The sequence below is a fragment of the Chryseobacterium sp. SIMBA_029 genome, assembly GCF_046535275.1.
In the GTDB taxonomy this organism is placed as follows: Bacteria; Bacteroidota; Bacteroidia; order Flavobacteriales; family Weeksellaceae; genus Chryseobacterium.
In genome coordinates, this window is the sequence record NZ_JAWRXA010000004.1 from 222,639 (window position 1) to 239,444 (window position 16,806).

Sequence of the window (16,806 nt, forward strand, 5' to 3'; positions counted from 1 at the left end):
TTTAGCCTATACGTTGTGTTGATAGTCTGATGTCTGATGTCTGAAATCTAATATCTAATATCTAATATCTCTACTCTCCCTCAATAAACATCTCTTCAATCTGCTGCATCAGCTTCTTAATAGAATAGGGTTTCGTTACATAAGCATCAGCGCCCATTTCCATACCTTTTGCGATATCTTTAGGGTTGTTTTTCGCACTCAGAAGAATGACTTTTGTGTTTTCAAATTCTTCGTTTTGCTTTATAATCTCCAGGGTGCTGTAGCCGTCGAGGTTAGGCATCATGATGTCCAGGAGAATAACATCGGGAACCATAGTTTTAAGGAAATCCAATACTTCAGTTCCGTCTCTTGCTATATATACATCATACCCGTTCTTTTTGAAACTGTATTCCAGTGACATTAAAATTTTATGTTCATCGTCCGCAATGATGATCTTTTTCATACTGTACTTTGGTTTTGTTCAACTTCATCTTGTATTTCTTTTTCGGGAAGGGTAATCGTAAAGGTTACTCCCAATCCGCTGTTTTCGGCTTTTATGGTTCCGTGGTGGGCTTCTATGATCTTTTTTGAAATAGCCAGACCAAGCCCGCTTCCGGTAGGTTTTAAAATATTCTGATTTCTGGACTGATAAAATTTATCAAAAATCATTTCAAGATCTTCCTCAGGAATTGTTTTTCCGGTGTTGAAGATTTTAATAATCAATTCATTTTCCTTTTCAGATAACTTCGCTTGTATCGTTCCCTGCTCATCTGTAAATTTTAGGGCATTTCCTAAAATATTCTGGAACAGCTGGATCATCCTTGCTTCGTCATATTCAAAAATATAATGATTCAGGAGATCTACCTCACTTAAATGAATGTTTTTTTGCTGGATAAGATGAAGCAGAGGATTGACCGCTTTTTTATAGGTTTCAATAATATTGTTTTTCCCGATGTGCAGGGAGATTTCACCATGCTGAAGTTTATCAAGATAAAGAATATCGTTGATGATTTCACTCAATCTGTCCGATTCCGTAATAATATTGTTTAAAAATTCTTTTTTGATGTCTAACGGAATATCATCATCGTCCGCTAAAATTTCTCCGGCTGAACGTATTGCGGTAATAGGAGTTCTTAATTCATGCGCAACCGAATCCAGGAAATCATCTTTCTGACGGTCTTTGATGATGAGGTTTTCGTTGGCAGCTCTTAATTCATGAGAAAGGAGCTTAAGTTCATCAGACTGTTCTGTTAGTTTTTTATTGATGGTGATATTTTCTTTAGATTCTTCCAGAATATTTAAAACCTCTTTTAAAGAGATCTTGTCCTCTTTCGTCACTCCTTCGATCAGAATTTTTGCCGAAGCGGTTCCGATTCTTCCTGCCAGAAGATTTTCTGAAAATTTTATGAACCTTGAATCTGCCGTTTCAGTTTGGGAATCAATATTGTATTTTAAATTAAAGATTCTTAATGCCTGTTCGGTTTTATTTTTACCTAAAAAACGCTCCAGGATATTTTTAATATCCGAAACATAGGCGGTTCCGCGCCAAATAAATGCATTTTCGTGGTTTTGGATGTATTTATCGATATCCACATACAGTTCGGCAAAATTTCTTTCGCGGTAATTTCCTTTGATACTCACTGAAATAATGGCGAATAAGCTCGTGTTCACTAATATTGACCAGAAAAATATCTGCGGGATTCTGCTTAAATAAGGAATGCTGAAAAAATTAAAAACATCATAAATACCTCGTAAGGCCCCTTTAAATTCCTGATTGTAAGAGAAATAATACTGGGGGATGATCAATCCGAAATAGCAAATCGCCAATCCAGCAAGAAGTCCTATTACAGCCCCTTTGTAGCTTCCTCTTCTCCAGAAAAGCGCTCCGAAAAATGCCGGTGCCAGTTGTCCGATCACCACAAAAGAAATCAATCCTACAGAATCCAGTGACGTTTTGAGGATGAAGTATTTATAAAACCCAAACGCCATAAGAACCAGTGCGAAGATACTTATCTTTCTGATATTGGTGATGGTTCTTGTGTTTTGAACCTCATGTTCTGATTTGAATTTTCCTAACAATCCGTAAGGAATAATCAGGTTGTTGGAAAGCATGATCGATAAGGTGATGGCAGAAATAATAATCATGGAAATGGAAGAGCTTAATCCTCCCAGAAATACCAATACGGTAATTAATGTATTGCCAAAATGCTGCGGAATCAGGATAGAGTAGAATTCAGGATTTACATTCTGACCGTTAAAAATAAGCCTTCCGCCCCATGCAATAGGAAAGATGAAAATCGTAAAGATTAAAAGATAAAGCGGGAAAAACCAGATGGCGGTCTTAATATGTTTTTCCTGTCTGTTTTCAACGATAGCGGTATGAAACTGTCGCGGCAGAATACAGATTGCTGTAGCTGAAATCATACATAAAACCATCCAGTTTAAAGCACCTTCAATTCCGTTAAATGTATTTTTTTGTTTAAAATCTTTGAACTGACTGGCTTTTTCATAAATATCTGAAAATCCGTCAAAAGCAAAATAGATCACAAAAAGACCTAAAATAATAATGAAAAACAGTTTTAAAAAACTCTCTAAAGCGATAGCGGAAATGATACCGAGACGTTTTTCCGATGCATCCACATACCGCGTTCCGTAATAAGAGGAGAATAATGCTATCAAAACAACGACAAAAGTCGCATTATCAGTCAGTATATTTTTTGACATTGGAGTTTCCGTCACCAAATGAAAGGTTTCTGAAATCGCTTTGATCTGCAATCCAATGTAAGGAACAATGGCGAAAAGGCAGACAATGGTAATGATAGCACTGAAGCTCCTGCTGTTTCCGTACCGTAAAGAAATAAAATCGGCAAGACTGCTTATTTTATTCACTCTGGAAATTCGTACAATGCGGGTATTAATGAAAATCCATGCAGGAATAATCATAACAGGACCAATGTAGATCGGAAGATAGTTAAGCCCGCTGGTGGCAGCTACTCCAATACTTCCGTAATAGGTCCATGCCGTACAGTATACAGCAAGTGATAAGGCGTAAATATAAGGATTGTTGATCCATATCTTACTCCTTTTTTTCTCAGCCAGATGGGCAACCAGGAACAAAAGTGCCAGATAGAGCAAAACGACGATAAATAAAGCAAAACTACTCATCATACCTTTTTACGATTACAAAAGATACAATAATGGAAATCATCCATATCCCGAATATATACATCAGAATAGTTGGATAGCTGAAAACATCCTTTTCACTGTTGAACAACAGTGAAATAGGAATGCTGAAAGCAATCATCAGTCCAATGCTCAGGATAATCAGTTTTTGTTCGTGTCTCTTTTTCATGAGTAATAAAAGACCATTGATGAATACCTGCAAAGGGCACTCATCAATGATCAATAATGATTGTTAAGCTTTGTCGTCCGAATATTCACCGGTTAACGCATAATATCCGAAAATTGCCAGTCCGCCGGAGATAATAGGCATCAGCACAAACATAATGATGATCCCGAATACCAGATCTTCCTGTTTTCCTGAGGTGATTTTTGGAATCCCCATGACAGTAATTCCGAAATATCCCACCACCAAAGCCATTAAGATCCAGAGAATGCCAAATATTTTTTTTAGTCCGTTCATTTTAGTAGTATTAAAATTAATAAAAATTTAAGTGATTCAGTATTTAATCATGAATATTATTGTTCTTATTTTTAAGATATATTAATCCTATCAATAAGCAGACGGCAGCAACCCCAATCGGATACCAAAGCCCCTGAAGATACCATGTCGGGTGTCCTGCGTCTTTTCCTACCGTCACCAGATAAGTGGCAACTGCCGGAAGGAGTCCTCCGAACACCCCGTTACCGATGTGATAAGGAAGCGACATTGAAGTATAACGGATTCTCACCGGGAACATCTCCACAAGGAATGCTGCGATCGGCCCGTACACCATGGTTACAAATATCACCTGGATAAATACAAGGAATACCAGATACCATTTCGTGTCATCACTCAGTCGTAATGATTGTGAAACTTTTGGCTCTTCAGCTTTACCTTCTTTCATCACAGGCCCGCTGGCAGACCAGTGGACAATACTGTCTTTTTTGATTAACGTTCCATCTGTAAATAATGTTTCTTTATGAAAAGTAACTAAACTGTCTGAAGCAATATCTTTATGGATTTTAGCGGTTCTTTTTTCTGTAATACCATTTGCCGCAACCGTTTTGCTTTCAAGATTAATGCTCTTGTACATGCTGTCGTAAATAGGGCGGTACGATAAAATAGCCACCAGCATTCCAGTCATCATAATGGCTTTTCGTCCGATCTTATCCGAAAGCCATCCGAAAAACACAAAAAAAGGAGTACCTAAAAGCAATGCAGTAGCCATCAGGGAATCAACCTGCGCTGATTCTACATTCATTACCTTTTGCAGGAAACTCATCGCATAAAACTGTCCAGTATACCAGATGACTCCCTGACCCATTGCAGCACCAAATAGTGCCAGCAGTACAAATTTGAAATTGTATTTATTGCCGAAGCTTTCTTTTAAAGGATTTTTAGAAGTTTTTCCCTCGCTTTTTGCTTTGGCGAAAAGGGGAGATTCTTTCATGTTTTTTCTGATCACATATGAAACTCCGACCATTAAAATAGAGATCCAGAATGGAACTCTCCATCCCCAGGAATCAAATTCATCTGCCGAAAGGGTATTTTTCGTAATCAAAATAACAATCAGTGAAATGAAAAGTCCCGCTGTAGCAGTAGTCTGAATCCATGAAGTCCAGTAACCTCTTCTGTGAGGTTGTGCATATTCTGCAACATAAGTAGCCGCACCGCCATATTCTCCTCCTAATGCTAATCCCTGTAATAATCTTAAAATTAAAACCAGAACGGGAGCCATAAACCCGATGGTTTCATAACTTGGAATACATCCGATCAGGAAAGTGGAAAACCCCATGATCAATAACGTAACAAGAAAGGTGTATTTTCTTCCGATGATGTCTCCTAATCTCCCAAAAAACAAGGCTCCAAAAGGTCTTACAACAAATCCGGCTGCAAATGTGGCCAGAGTAGATAAAAATGCCGCCGTAGGATTATCTGCCGGGAAAAATTTTGTAGCTAAAACAACGGCCAAACTTCCAAAAATATAGAAGTCATACCATTCTATCAGGGTGCCGAGTGATGACGCAGTAATCACACTCCATATCGTGCGGTTTTTCTGCTTTTCGGTCATGTTATCGTATTGGATTTCGCTCATAGTATTTGATTTTAGATTTTAGTTAAAAGTGATCGTTCATCCTGAGTTTTTACAGATAAATTTGAAACTGAAGAATAAATTCGCCTTTTGAAGACGGTTTTTCTGTTGGGCTGTTGTATACGGGTCTGGTTGAATATTGGGTAGTGATCTTAGCGTGATGTCCATCGATGAGCCAGTTGGCTCCGACATCGAATTGTGAAGAAGATTTGTCCAACGCTTCAAAATTTTTATGGGTGTATGCTGCAAAAGGCTGAATCCTGATTTTTGGTTTCTCTGCCTGGCTGGGTAAAAGCAATCCGGCCTGTGCGTAGATAATATTACCTGTTCCAATGGTAGGTTGTAGATTTCCCGGACCTGCGATCGCTTTATTGCCGATAAAATTAGGGTCGCTGGAAGCGATATTCATAATTCCCAGATTTCTTATGTAATTCGGTCCGAATTGGTAATTATAATAACCTGCATACGCTGAAACAGCCATTTTATGCTTGGCATTTCCAAGAGGGATATCCGCAAAAGCATCTACCGCAACAAGGGTAATGTCATGTTTTTCTACCGTTGAATTCACTGAAGTTCTCGTTCCGTCTGCCTGATGGTAAAAACCGGCACCTACATTGAAAACCTTCTTTGTTCCCAAATAAGAACCCACTTTAAAGGGTAATGTATTCGATTCCTCATCAAGAAACTGATATTCCACATATCCGGCTTTTGAAAAGCTGGGATTTCCGTTGTTGTCTACTGCGACAGCTTTCGAGGGATCTGTTACATTCACCGGAACCAGATCCGTAGCAAAAGGTTTATTTAAACTGAACCGGTACTCGAGTTTTCCATACTTCCCTTTAGCAAACATTCCGAGTTGTCTTGCAAACTGGTCTGAATTATCAATTAAAGGCCATGAAAAAATAGGGGAGTCTACGGTAAGGAAATTTAAGGTGGAGCCCATCGTCATTCGGGAAAGTCCCATATAATAATGCAGTCCGGCACCGAAAGATAAACTGAATTTTCCGGCTTCTCCAGGTAAAATAACTGCATACTCGTTCCATGCATCATGGAAAAACAGCTGAGGTTTCTTTCCGTTTCCATAGCCGCCGGTTCCGGTTGTTCCTGAAGCACCTCCGTTGATGAAGGTCTGGTTGTTGATTCCGAAATGAACCAGAATCATATATCTTTTAGAAATCTGAGCGTACGCCAAGGCGCGTAATCTTCGGTTTCCCAGGCTCCAGGAATTGTCAGTAGCTTCTCCGCCTACCATACTCCCGGGGTTCATTTGGGTGTTTCTTACCCAAAACTGGTCCCAAAGAATGAATCTGACGTACTTGTCACCTTCTGGAGTGATGTTTAATTTCAATCCGCTTCCATAATCAGGAGAGCCTTGTGAATAGAGTGAACTGCTAATTAATGCTAATCCAATAAATGTGAGTATTTTCTTCATAAATTATCAATTTTTTGGCGTTAATTTTGTGAATGCCAAATTGTAATTAATTATTTATGTATAAAAATTTAATATATATTAATGGTAATAGTATAGTTTGTGGTTGATAGTTGTTGGTTATTGATGTTTGGTTGTTGGTGTTTAGTCTATTTGTAAAGTTGGTAGTCTGAAATCTGAAATCTGAAATCTGATGTCTAGCGTCTAATGTCTAATGTCTAATGTCTAATGTCTGACTATCTAAACTCTTACTTCTTAAATCTCTCCCACTTAATCAGCATGTATTTGTCTGCAAACTGTGTGATAATAATCCCGGAATCTTTAAGGTTTTCTTCCTTAGCAATGTAATCCACTAATTCGTGCTGCTTTAAAATTTTATATACCGGATGGAACTCAGAATGAGGAGGTCTTGTGATGTTGTATTTCTTGATCCATGAACTTATGGTAACATGCGAAACGCCTATAATTCGTTCTATTTCACGATAGCTTAATCCTTCAAGATACAATTGAAGGGCCTTGGTTACATAATAATCATCAATCTTTTTGCCTAATTTTTTTACCGTAAAATAATAATTACAGTCCTTACAGTGGAAGCGTTGCTTCTCATTGACAATACCGCTTTTTACAATTTTATCACTGTTGCATTTGGGGCATTTCTTTTCCATGTATAGTATTTTAGCAAATATATAATAATTTAGCAAAGTTATAAAAATCAAATAAGATATATTATCTTGTAAAATAGATTTAAACGAAAAAAATATCTTTTTAATTTGGATTGTAAAGTTATTATGCTTTAAATTTGCCAAAAAATTCAGATAAATAAATGGAAATAGAAGTTTCCTCATGCGAACATCTAATGTATGTGAGTGAAATACAGCAGGAAATGTATGATTCTGCGCAGCGTAGAGGAACGGGAATCGCAAAACGTTCCATCGAATATTTAAGTAAAAAGATTTCGGAAGGCAATGCTGTGGTGGCTACCGAGAATGGGGAATGGGTAGGTTTCTGTTATATTGAAACCTGGTCACATGGACAGTTTGTAGCGAACTCAGGATTAATTGTTTCTCCGAAATTCAGAAATAGAGGCGTTGCAACCCTGATTAAAAATAGGGTTTTCCAGTTGTCAAGAGAAAAATATCCTACCGCAAAAGTGTTTGGGTTAACAACAGGTCTTGCAGTAATGAAAATAAACAGCGACTTAGGGTATAAGCCGGTTATTTATTCTGAATTAACACAGGATGAGGAGTTTTGGAGCGGTTGTAAGAACTGTGTGAATTATGAAATTTTAATGATGAAGGAACGTAAGAACTGTCTGTGTACAGCAATGCTTTTCGTTCCTGATACCAAGATAGATAAAGAGACTGAGGATATTCAGTTCAAAGAAAAAGAAAGTAATGAGGTAAACCGGGCAGAGGAAAAATCTGCGGAAGAATTACCTCTTATAATGAATAATAATAAAAAGAATACAGATGAAAAAGAAAGTAGTCTTAGCGTTTAGTGGTGGATTGGATACCTCTTACTGTGCAAAATATCTTAGTGAAACATTAGGATATGATGTGTATGCAGTAACTGTGAATACAGGAGGTTTTTCTAAAGAAGAAGAAAAAGAACTTGAAAAAAAAGCCTTCAATCTTGGGGTAAAAGAATACAGGTGCATTAACGCTCAGGAAGATTACTACAATTCATGTGTAAAATATCTGATCTTCGGGAATGTATTGAAAAACAATACTTATCCGCTGTCTGTAAGTGCTGAACGTACCATTCAGGCCCAGGATATTGCAAAATATGCCATTGAAATCGGGGCTGATGCTATTGCTCATGGAAGTACGGGAGCTGGAAATGATCAGGTTCGTTTTGATCTGATTTTCCAGGTGATGTGCCCGGAGGTGGAAATCATTACGCCTATCCGCGATATGGCTCTTTCCAGAGAAGAAGAAATTGAGTTTCTAAAAAACTACGGCTATGACATGGAATTTCATAAAGCCCAGTATTCTGTAAATAAAGGCCTTTGGGGAACTTCAGTTGGAGGAAAAGAGACATTGACTTCTCGATACAACCTTCCTGAAGAAGCTTATCCTTCGCAGATCAAAGAAACGGTGCCTTCAGAACTGGAGATTGAATTTAAAAATGGTGAAGTGGTAGGGATAAATGGTGAACACTTTAAACATTCTGTAGAAGCTATCCAGAAAATTGAGGCTTTAGCTTCGGCATATGGAATCGGTCGTGATACCCACGTTGGAGATACTATTGTTGGGATTAAAGGACGGGTAGGATTTGAAGCGGCTGCTGCATCAGTGATCATTAAAGCACATCATTTATTGGAAAAACATACCCTTTCAAAATATCAGCAGATGATGAAATCACAGTTATCCGACTGGTATGGGAACTGGCTTCATGAAGCATTATTCCTGGATCCTGTGATGAGAAATATAGAATCCTTTTTAACGGATTCTCAGGAAACGGTAAGTGGAAAAGTATTTGTAACCCTGCATCCGTACCGGTTTATTTTAAATGGAATTGAATCTGTGCATGATTTAATGTCCGATAAATTCGGAAGTTACGGAGAGGCAAACAGAGCATGGACAGGAGAAGATGTGAAAGGATATACTAAAATTGTAAGCAATTCTTTAAATATATATCATCAGATAAACGCAGGGAAAATATGAAGACGGTAGGAATTGTGGGAGCCAACGGATACACAGGAAGCGAACTGGTTCGCGTGCTGGCTTTTCATCCCAATGTGACATTGAGTTTTTTATATAGTCGTTCCAATTCGGGTACAAAGATTTCTGATCTGTACCCGGATTTAGGAACAGTTTGCGAAATGGTTTTAACGGATACACCAAAAGAAGTAGATATTCTTTTTCTATGCCTTCCGCATAAAGAAAGCCAGAATTGGCTGGGGCAAAACTCCGTGAAAGAAGAAACATTGGTTATTGATTTAGGAAATGACTTCCGTCTGGAAGGAAATTTTGGAAACAGAAATTTTATCTACGGACTTCCCGAAATCAATAAAAAAAATCTTTTGGGAGCCAAAAGTATTGCGAATCCCGGATGTTTTGCTACAGCGATTCAGCTGGCATTGCTTCCGCTGGCGGGAAAAGGCTTATTGAATGAGGTGTACACCACGGGAATTACCGGTTCTACCGGGGCGGGTCAGTCTTTACAGGCAACCACCCATTTTACGTGGCGAAACGATAATATATCAGCCTATAAGACATTGGCTCATCAGCATGTGGATGAAATTTTACAACAGTTGGTTTCATTGAATAACAGTGAAGTTAACCTTCATTTTGTGCCATGGCGCGGGGATTTTGCAAGAGGAATTTTTACAAGTTCAACCTTAAAAACAGAGCTTGAACTTTCGGATATTGATCAGTTGTACCGGGATTTTTATGAAGATGAGCCGTTTGTAACGGTTAGCAGCAGGGCAATTGATCTGAAACAGGTTGTCAATACGAATCGCTGTGTGATTCAAATTGAGAAAAGTGGAAATGTAGTCGTTATTCACTCAGCGATTGACAATTTGTTAAAAGGAGCTTCCGGACAGGCTGTACAAAATATGAACATCGCCATGGGCTGGGAAGAAAATCTGGGATTACATTTAAAACCGATAGCTTTTTGATGTAAAATGTAAAGTGTAAAAAGTATCATGTACAATGTAAAAAGTGAAAAGTCAGTTTTTTTACCAAACACCAAACACCAAACACCAAACACCAAACACCAAACACTATCACCTATCAACCAAGAACCATCAACCAAAATGAATTTATTCAACGTATATCCATTATTCAACATACATCCTGTAAAAGCCAAAGGATCTTTTCTTTGGGACGAAAAAGGAGAAAAATATCTTGATTTCTACGGAGGTCATGCCGTAATTTCTATCGGGCATAATCATCCTTATTATAAGGGGAAACTGAAAGACCAACTCGAAAAAATATCATTCTATTCCAATTCTGTGCAGAATGAACTGCAGACTGAGCTGGCAGATAAACTGGGAAAACTCTCAGGATATGAAAATTATAATCTTTTCTTATGTAATTCCGGAGCTGAAGCCAACGAAAATGCTTTAAAACTGGCTTCTTTTCATAACGGAAAAAGCAAAGTCCTGTACTTTTCAGGTTCGTTTCACGGGAGAACTTCCGCGGCAGTTTCTGTAACGGATAATCCTAAAATTGTTGCGCCTGTTAATTATTCTGAACGGTTTATTAGATCAGACTGGAATGATATTGAACAGCTTGAAGAAATTTTTAAGACGCAGGGAAATGACATTTCATCTGTTATTATTGAAGGAATTCAGGGAGTAGGAGGTATTATGATCCCCACCCAGGAATTTTTATCTAAAATTAAAGCGCTTTGTGATGAATATAATGCAGTGTTGATTATGGATGAAGTACAGTCGGGATACGGAAGATCCGGGTATTTCTTTGCCCATCAGGAATTTGAAATTCAGCCGGATATTATTACCACGGCAAAAGGAATGGGAAATGGCTTTCCGATCGGCGGTGTTTTGATTCATCCGAAATTTGAAGCAAGCAATGGTCTTTTAGGAACAACGTTTGGCGGAAATCATCTGGCATGTGCAGCAGCAATCGCTGTGTTGGATGTTATGACAGAGGAAAAACTTATGGAAAATGCCCAGCATATGGGCGATTATATTGAACAGAAAATTAAAGATTTTCCACATATTAAATCGATACGAAGGAAAGGCTTGATGATCGGAATAGAACTGGATAGGGACTGTTCGGAAGTGAGGAAAGAATTATTATATGATCATCATATTTTTACGGGTAATTCCAATGATAAAAGTGTATTGAGGATTCTTCCGGCACTGAATATCGGAACCCAGGAAACTGATCTTTTCATCGATGCCTTACAAACGGTATTGAATGCTATTTAACCTTATGTGTACTTCTTATGCTGTATAGTTTAACTGATAAAAGTTTAAGTATTAAAAAACTTTTGTGGTTTAAATCAATACAATAAATAAGATAAAAAATCTTTAAACATTAAAACAATGAAAAATTTCACCTCTGTAAGCGATATTGAAAACTTACAGGACATTATAAAAAAAGCGTTACAAATTAAAGAAAACTCTCTTTCCGAAACAGAAAAAGGAAAAGGGAAAACAATAGGTCTTGTATTTTTAAATTCAAGCTTAAGAACGCGTTTAAGCAGCCAGATCGCTGCACAGAATTTAGGACTTAATGTACTGACATTAAATGCTGCCCAGGAAGCCTGGAATCTTGAATTTGCCGACGGAGCTATAATGAACGGGGATACGGTAGAGCATATCAAAGACGCCATTGAAGTATTAAACCAATACTGCGATATTATTGCAGTGCGTTGTTTTGCGGGAATGAAAAGTAAGGAAGATGATGTGAATGAAAGTATTCTGAGCCAGTTTGAAAAACATGCAAAAGTTCCTGTTGTATCCCTTGAATCAGCAACCCGCCACCCATTGCAAAGTCTTGCCGACTGCATCACGATTACAGAACATTGGAAAGAAGAGCGTAAGCCGAAAGTAGTGCTGACTTGGGCGCCACACATTAAGCCTATCGCACAGGCGGTAGGAAATTCTTTTACAGAATGGATGCAGGAAATGGATGTGGACTTTGTGATTGCCAACCCCGAAGGGTATGATCTTGATGAAAACTTTACAAAAGATACAAAAGTGTTTCATAACCAAGATGAAGCACTACAGGATGCTGATTTTGTTTATGTTAAAAACTGGTCATCTTTTGACGAATATGCAACCATGCCGGAAGTGAAAGAAAGCTGGATGCTGACCGCTGAAAAACTGGAAAACACCAGCAAAGCTAAAGTAATGCACTGTCTTCCGGTTCGTCGTAACGTAGAATTAAGCGATGAGGTAATGGATGGGGAAAACTCTATCATCTATCAGCAGGCGAAAAACCGTATTTTCTCTGCACAGGCAGTTTTTTCAGAGATTTTAGATGAATTAAAATCTAAATAAAATCAAACCTAGGTTTACATTCGTAAAAAAACGTTTACAATGAAAGAAAAATTATACATCATAAAAATCGGCGGTAATTTAATTGATGATGAGGCATTATTGAACGAGTTTTTAGAGCAGTTTTCTGAAATTACGGAAAAGAAAATTCTGGTTCACGGAGGCGGAAAACTGGCAACCACGTTGGCTGATAAATTAGGTGTTGAACAAAAGATGATCAACGGGCGAAGAATCACAGATAAAGAAACGCTTGATATTGTGGCGATGGTGTATGCAGGAGGAATCAATAAAAATATAGTGGCCAAACTGCAGCAGAAAAAATGCAAGGCAATAGGTTTTTCCGGTGCTGATGCAAATTTAATTAAAGCCAAAAAAAGAGAACATGCAGAAATAGATTTCGGATTTGTAGGCGATATTGAGAAGAAAAGTGTGAACAAAAAGTTGATTTCAAAATTGATTAAACTAAAACTTGTCCCCGTGTTTTCAGCGATTACCCATGATAAAAAAGGAAATCTTTTTAATACAAACGCAGATACGATTGCTTCAGTACTTGCTCAGGCTTTATCTTCAAAATATGAGGTAGAATTATTGTATTGTTTTGATAAAGAAGGAGTGCTGGAGGACGTGGAAAATCCTAAATCTGTTATTAAAAATATTTCTGAAGAAGAATTTTCTGTTTTAAAAGAAGCTGGAAAACTCCATAAAGGAATTCTTCCCAAACTTGAAAATGCACTAGGAGCCGTGAAAAATAAGGTATCTAAAGTATTCCTGATCAAAGAAACTGAACTGAAAAACCATATACAAAACCATCATGCAGGAACTGAAATCTGTTTATAGTAAAGAAGAGCTGTTTAACAATGCGATTGAACTGCTGAAGAAACTGATTGAAATTCCTTCATTCAGTAAAGACGAATACAACACCTCTGTAGAAATCGAAAACTTTTTTAAAAAGCATCAGGTTTCTACAGAACGTTATAAAAATAATATCTGGGCCCTTAATAAGCACTTTGATGATGCTAAACCATCTGTGTTACTTAATACCCACCATGATACCGTAAAACCTAACAAAGCCTATACGCTGGATCCTTTTGTAGCCATTGAAAAAGAAGGAAGATTATATGGCCTGGGAAGTAATGATGCAGGCGCTTCGTTGGTATCTATGGCACAGGTTTTTTTGCATTTCTATGAAAGAAATGATCTGAATTATAATCTGGTAATTGCTTTGACAGCGGAAGAAGAAATTTCAGGGTTTGATGGAATAGAAGGACTTTTCCCTCAACTTCCAAAGATAGAATTGGCCATTGTAGGAGAACCAACGCAGATGAATCTGGCCATCGCAGAAAAAGGACTCCTGGTGATTGATGGAGAAATGAAAGGAACTCCTTCCCATGCCGCCCATCCGAATAATGACAATGCGATTGTAAAATGTCTTGAAGACCTTCAGCATATTGTGAATTTCAAATTCCCAAAGGTTTCGGATTATTTGGGTGAAGTGAAAATAACATTGTCAGGAATTCAGGCTGGAGTACAGCATAACGTAGTTCCTGAAGCTTGTCATTTTACGCTCGATGTGAGGGTTACGGATGAATACACCAACCAGGAAGCTTTTGAAATCATTCAGGCACAGATGAAATCTACGTTGACGGCGAGATCTTTCAGGTTAAATTCTTCAAAAATAGAAAGGGATCATCCTTTTGTACAGGCAGGATTGGCTATTGGAAGGACCAGTTACGGATCACCCACATCATCCGATCAGGCTATTATTCCCTGTACCTCAGTGAAAATTGGACCCGGGGACAGCAGGCGCTCCCATACAGCAGATGAATTTATAGAAGTAAAAGAAATAGAAGAAGGGATTGAAATATATATCCAAATTTTAGAAAAAGTCTTGTAGACATCAGACGTACATATTTCAAAGTCTGAAATCTAACATCTGAAGTCTAATACAAAAAATGTTTTGACCCAGCCCTGTATGGCAGTAATGCAGCGGATCGTTTTTAATAAAGATTTATGCAAAAAACAGAATTAGGAACATGGTTTTTTATTGAATGTGGAAATTGTTACAATTTTTCAATAATAAAAGGAAGCCATACCGGGCGAAGTCAAAATAAACTTGAGTGTTTGCACTCAGTTATTTAAATAAAAGAAATTATGAAAAAAATATGGCAGAAGGACAACCTGGCCACCAATATAGCAGTCAATACATTTACAGTAGGTAAAGACCTTGACTTTGATGAACGTTTAGCGAAATATGACGTTAATGGTTCTATGGCACACTGCAAAATGCTTGCAGAAGTGGGAATTATTTCAATAGAAGAATCTGAACAGATGCTCTCTGTTCTGGAACTTGTCTTAGAAGATATTAAAGCAGGAACCTTTGAGATTGATGCCTCGGCAGAAGATATCCATTCCCAGATCGAAGCGATTTTAATAGAGAAATTAGGAGATACAGGAAAAAAAATCCATACGGCACGATCCAGAAACGATCAGGTGCTGCTGGATATCAAACTCTATCTTTTAGATGAAATCCGTGAAATTACAACCCTTACAGACGGTTTTTTTCAAACGCTGATTCAGTTGGCCGAACAGCATAAAGAAGTATTGCTTCCGGGCTACACCCATCTTCAGATTGCAATGCCGTCTTCTTTCGGACTTTGGCTGGGAGCGTATGCAGAAGCATTGCTGGATGATGTGGAAATGCTTTTTTCCGTGAAAAATATCATCAATAAAAATCCTTTAGGTTCGGCTGCAGGATATGGTTCTTCTTTTCCGATCAACCGGGAAAGTACGACGTATAACTTAGGATTTCAGTCGATGAACTACAATTCCGTATATGCGCAAATGACCCGAGGAAAGTCTGAAAAAATGCTTGCCATGGCGATGGCTACCTTAGCCGGAACGCTTGGGAAATTTGCATATGATGTATGTCTGTATCTTAGTCAGAACTTCGATTTTATAAGCTTTCCGAAAGAATTTACCACGGGAAGTAGCATTATGCCGCATAAAAAAAATCCGGATATCTTCGAATTGGTAAGAGCACGTTGTAACAGAATTCAGTCATTACCGAATGAACTCATACTGCTTACCAGCAATCTCCCTTCAGGGTATCACAGAGATGTACAGCTAACGAAGGAAATACTTTTCCCTGCGATAGATTCTTTAAAAGAATGTTTGGAAATTTTAAATTATACTTTACCCAATATCCAGGTGAGAGACGGGATTCTGGAAGATGAAAAATACAAATACCTCTTCAGTGTAGAAAAGATCAATGAAGAAGTTAAGAAAGGCAGTTCTTTCCGTGATGCCTATGTGAAAATAGGGCAGGAAATTGAAAATAATGAGTTTGAATTTGAAGCAGGAAAACTCAGCCATACCCATCAGGGAAGTATAGGAAATCTCTGTTTAGATAAGATTGAATATCAGTTTAATAAACTGAAAAATAAAATATTGGGTTGATGATAAACCATTAGGAGTATTGAAGTTTTTAAGTCTGATCTTAACCACTTTAAAAATCTTAATGGTTTATAAAATTACTACTGAAAATTAGTCCAGATCAATTTTAAATTTGGTGGATTTTTTCACCTCATGCAGAACAATAGAGCTGTGATATTGCCCGATATTAGGGATATTTGAAATAACGTTAACCGCAAAATCATTATAAGAATTAATGTCTTTCGCAATGATTTTCAGCATATAATCATATTCGCCTGAAAGGCTGATGATTTCCTGAACTTCATCATGTTTTTCAATGTTTTTTTCAAAAGTTTCAAGTACTTTTTGAGACTGTTCTTTGAGACGGACATTGCAATACACCACAATGTTAAGACCTAATTTTTCGCGGTTTAAAAGACCTACATATTTTTCAATGATTCCCTGTTTTTCCAGCTGTTTAATACGTTCATATGTTGGGGTAAAAGTAAGACCAATCTTTTCTGAGATTTCTTTTACAGAATAAGTAGAGTCTTCCTGAATAATACTGAGAATCATTTTGTCTTTAGCGTCCATACATTAGTTTGATAGATAACAAAAATATTAAGAAAAAATGAGAATAGTGTGTGATTGAAGGTTTTTAATTTTTTTGGAACTTTAGTTTTGTCATATCGGGAAAATGTTATATCTTTGCACCTAATGAATAAAAAAGTATTTATATCATTAGATTTACCGGG

16 protein-coding genes are annotated in these 16,806 nt (G+C 37.5%); 8 read left to right on the forward strand and 8 right to left on the reverse strand.

Annotated elements, in window-relative coordinates:
- Positions 1-70 precede the first annotated feature (70 nt).
- From SB679_RS08770 to SB679_RS08800, 7 genes are all read right to left on the reverse strand, one after another.
- The gene (locus SB679_RS08770) at positions 71-442 is read right to left on the reverse strand and encodes a response regulator transcription factor (protein WP_410701876.1); all 372 of its coding nucleotides are present in this window, start codon (positions 440-442) and stop codon (positions 71-73) included.
- Positions 439-3,144, reverse strand: coding sequence for an ATP-binding protein (locus tag SB679_RS08775; protein ID WP_410702098.1), 2,706 nt, complete (start codon positions 3,142-3,144; stop codon positions 439-441). Before SB679_RS08775 ends, SB679_RS08770 begins: the two co-directional genes overlap by 4 nt.
- On the reverse strand, positions 3,137-3,331 hold the full coding sequence (locus SB679_RS08780; protein WP_410701877.1) for a hypothetical protein: 195 nt from the start codon (positions 3,329-3,331) through the stop codon (positions 3,137-3,139). Before SB679_RS08780 ends, SB679_RS08775 begins: the two co-directional genes overlap by 8 nt.
- 63 nt (positions 3,332-3,394) lie before the next feature.
- The gene (locus SB679_RS08785; protein ID WP_034709720.1) at positions 3,395-3,622 is read right to left on the reverse strand and encodes a DUF6814 family protein; all 228 of its coding nucleotides are present in this window, start codon (positions 3,620-3,622) and stop codon (positions 3,395-3,397) included.
- Positions 3,623-3,665: 43 nt separating this feature from the next.
- Complete coding sequence (locus tag SB679_RS08790; protein WP_410701878.1) at positions 3,666-5,237, reverse strand: MFS transporter; 1,572 nt, start codon at positions 5,235-5,237, stop codon at positions 3,666-3,668.
- 49 nt (positions 5,238-5,286) lie between these two features.
- Positions 5,287-6,666, reverse strand: coding sequence for a porin (locus tag SB679_RS08795; RefSeq protein WP_410701879.1), 1,380 nt, complete (start codon positions 6,664-6,666; stop codon positions 5,287-5,289).
- Positions 6,667-6,911: 245 nt separating this feature from the next.
- Positions 6,912-7,328 carry a helix-turn-helix domain-containing protein gene (locus tag SB679_RS08800; protein ID WP_034709724.1) on the reverse strand — a complete coding sequence of 139 codons (417 nt, stop codon included), beginning with the start codon at positions 7,326-7,328 and terminating at the stop codon, positions 6,912-6,914.
- 158 nt (positions 7,329-7,486) lie between these two features.
- Between SB679_RS08800 and SB679_RS08805 the strand changes: the two genes are divergently transcribed.
- From SB679_RS08805 to argH, 8 genes are all read left to right on the forward strand, one after another.
- Entirely contained in the window at positions 7,487-8,161 is a 675-nt protein-coding gene (locus SB679_RS08805; protein WP_410701880.1) for a GNAT family N-acetyltransferase, read from the forward strand.
- Positions 8,133-9,329, forward strand: coding sequence for an argininosuccinate synthase (locus tag SB679_RS08810; protein WP_410701881.1), 1,197 nt, complete (start codon positions 8,133-8,135; stop codon positions 9,327-9,329). Before SB679_RS08805 ends, SB679_RS08810 begins: the two co-directional genes overlap by 29 nt.
- Complete coding sequence (gene argC / locus SB679_RS08815) at positions 9,326-10,288, forward strand: N-acetyl-gamma-glutamyl-phosphate reductase (RefSeq protein ID WP_410701882.1); 963 nt, start codon at positions 9,326-9,328, stop codon at positions 10,286-10,288. The genes SB679_RS08810 and argC overlap by 4 nt, the downstream gene beginning before the upstream one ends.
- A 138-nt stretch (positions 10,289-10,426) precedes the next feature.
- On the forward strand, positions 10,427-11,566 hold the full coding sequence (locus SB679_RS08820; RefSeq protein ID WP_410701883.1) for an aspartate aminotransferase family protein: 1,140 nt from the start codon (positions 10,427-10,429) through the stop codon (positions 11,564-11,566).
- Positions 11,567-11,683: 117 nt separating this feature from the next.
- A complete protein-coding gene (locus SB679_RS08825; protein WP_410701884.1) occupies positions 11,684-12,643 on the forward strand; it encodes an N-acetylornithine carbamoyltransferase in 960 nt (319 codons plus the stop codon).
- Positions 12,644-12,682: 39 nt separating this feature from the next.
- Positions 12,683-13,477 (forward strand): acetylglutamate kinase, encoded by a 795-nt coding sequence (gene argB / locus SB679_RS08830; protein ID WP_410701885.1) that lies wholly within the window; start codon positions 12,683-12,685, stop codon positions 13,475-13,477.
- Positions 13,452-14,534: a M20 family metallo-hydrolase gene (locus SB679_RS08835; protein WP_410701886.1), complete on the forward strand. Its 1,083-nt coding sequence runs from the start codon at positions 13,452-13,454 to the stop codon at positions 14,532-14,534. Before argB ends, SB679_RS08835 begins: the two co-directional genes overlap by 26 nt.
- Before the next feature lie 257 nt (positions 14,535-14,791).
- Positions 14,792-16,096, forward strand: a complete 1,305-nt coding sequence (gene argH, locus SB679_RS08840) for an argininosuccinate lyase (RefSeq protein ID WP_410701887.1) — start codon at positions 14,792-14,794, stop codon at positions 16,094-16,096.
- A gap of 87 nt (positions 16,097-16,183) precedes the next feature.
- On the opposite strand, the gene SB679_RS08845 is transcribed toward argH, so the two are convergent.
- A complete protein-coding gene (locus tag SB679_RS08845; RefSeq protein WP_034709737.1) occupies positions 16,184-16,645 on the reverse strand; it encodes an Lrp/AsnC family transcriptional regulator in 462 nt (153 codons plus the stop codon).
- Between the last annotated feature and the right edge of the window lie 161 nt (positions 16,646-16,806).

What these genes read in the sequence shown, in the direction of transcription:
- SB679_RS08780 (WP_410701877.1), bottom strand. Translation starts at nt 3,331, where the DNA reads ATGAAAAAGAGACACGAACAAAAACTGATTATCCTGAGCATTGGACTG.
- SB679_RS08795 (WP_410701879.1), bottom strand. Translation starts at nt 6,666, where the DNA reads ATGAAGAAAATACTCACATTTATTGGATTAGCATTAATTAGCAGTTCA.
- SB679_RS08790 (WP_410701878.1), bottom strand. Translation starts at nt 5,237, where the DNA reads ATGAGCGAAATCCAATACGATAACATGACCGAAAAGCAGAAAAACCGC.
- SB679_RS08810 (WP_410701881.1), top strand. Translation starts at nt 8,133, where the DNA reads ATGAAAAAGAAAGTAGTCTTAGCGTTTAGTGGTGGATTGGATACCTCT.
- SB679_RS08805 (WP_410701880.1), top strand. Translation starts at nt 7,487, where the DNA reads ATGGAAATAGAAGTTTCCTCATGCGAACATCTAATGTATGTGAGTGAA.
- SB679_RS08785 (WP_034709720.1), bottom strand. Translation starts at nt 3,622, where the DNA reads ATGAACGGACTAAAAAAAATATTTGGCATTCTCTGGATCTTAATGGCT.
- argB (WP_410701885.1), top strand. Translation starts at nt 12,683, where the DNA reads ATGAAAGAAAAATTATACATCATAAAAATCGGCGGTAATTTAATTGAT.
- SB679_RS08775 (WP_410702098.1), bottom strand. Translation starts at nt 3,144, where the DNA reads ATGAGTAGTTTTGCTTTATTTATCGTCGTTTTGCTCTATCTGGCACTT.
- argH (WP_410701887.1), top strand. Translation starts at nt 14,792, where the DNA reads ATGAAAAAAATATGGCAGAAGGACAACCTGGCCACCAATATAGCAGTC.
- SB679_RS08825 (WP_410701884.1), top strand. Translation starts at nt 11,684, where the DNA reads ATGAAAAATTTCACCTCTGTAAGCGATATTGAAAACTTACAGGACATT.
- SB679_RS08835 (WP_410701886.1), top strand. Translation starts at nt 13,452, where the DNA reads ATGCAGGAACTGAAATCTGTTTATAGTAAAGAAGAGCTGTTTAACAAT.
- SB679_RS08800 (WP_034709724.1), bottom strand. Translation starts at nt 7,328, where the DNA reads ATGGAAAAGAAATGCCCCAAATGCAACAGTGATAAAATTGTAAAAAGC.
- argC (WP_410701882.1), top strand. Translation starts at nt 9,326, where the DNA reads ATGAAGACGGTAGGAATTGTGGGAGCCAACGGATACACAGGAAGCGAA.
- SB679_RS08770 (WP_410701876.1), bottom strand. Translation starts at nt 442, where the DNA reads ATGAAAAAGATCATCATTGCGGACGATGAACATAAAATTTTAATGTCA.
- SB679_RS08820 (WP_410701883.1), top strand. Translation starts at nt 10,427, where the DNA reads ATGAATTTATTCAACGTATATCCATTATTCAACATACATCCTGTAAAA.
- SB679_RS08845 (WP_034709737.1), bottom strand. Translation starts at nt 16,645, where the DNA reads ATGGACGCTAAAGACAAAATGATTCTCAGTATTATTCAGGAAGACTCT.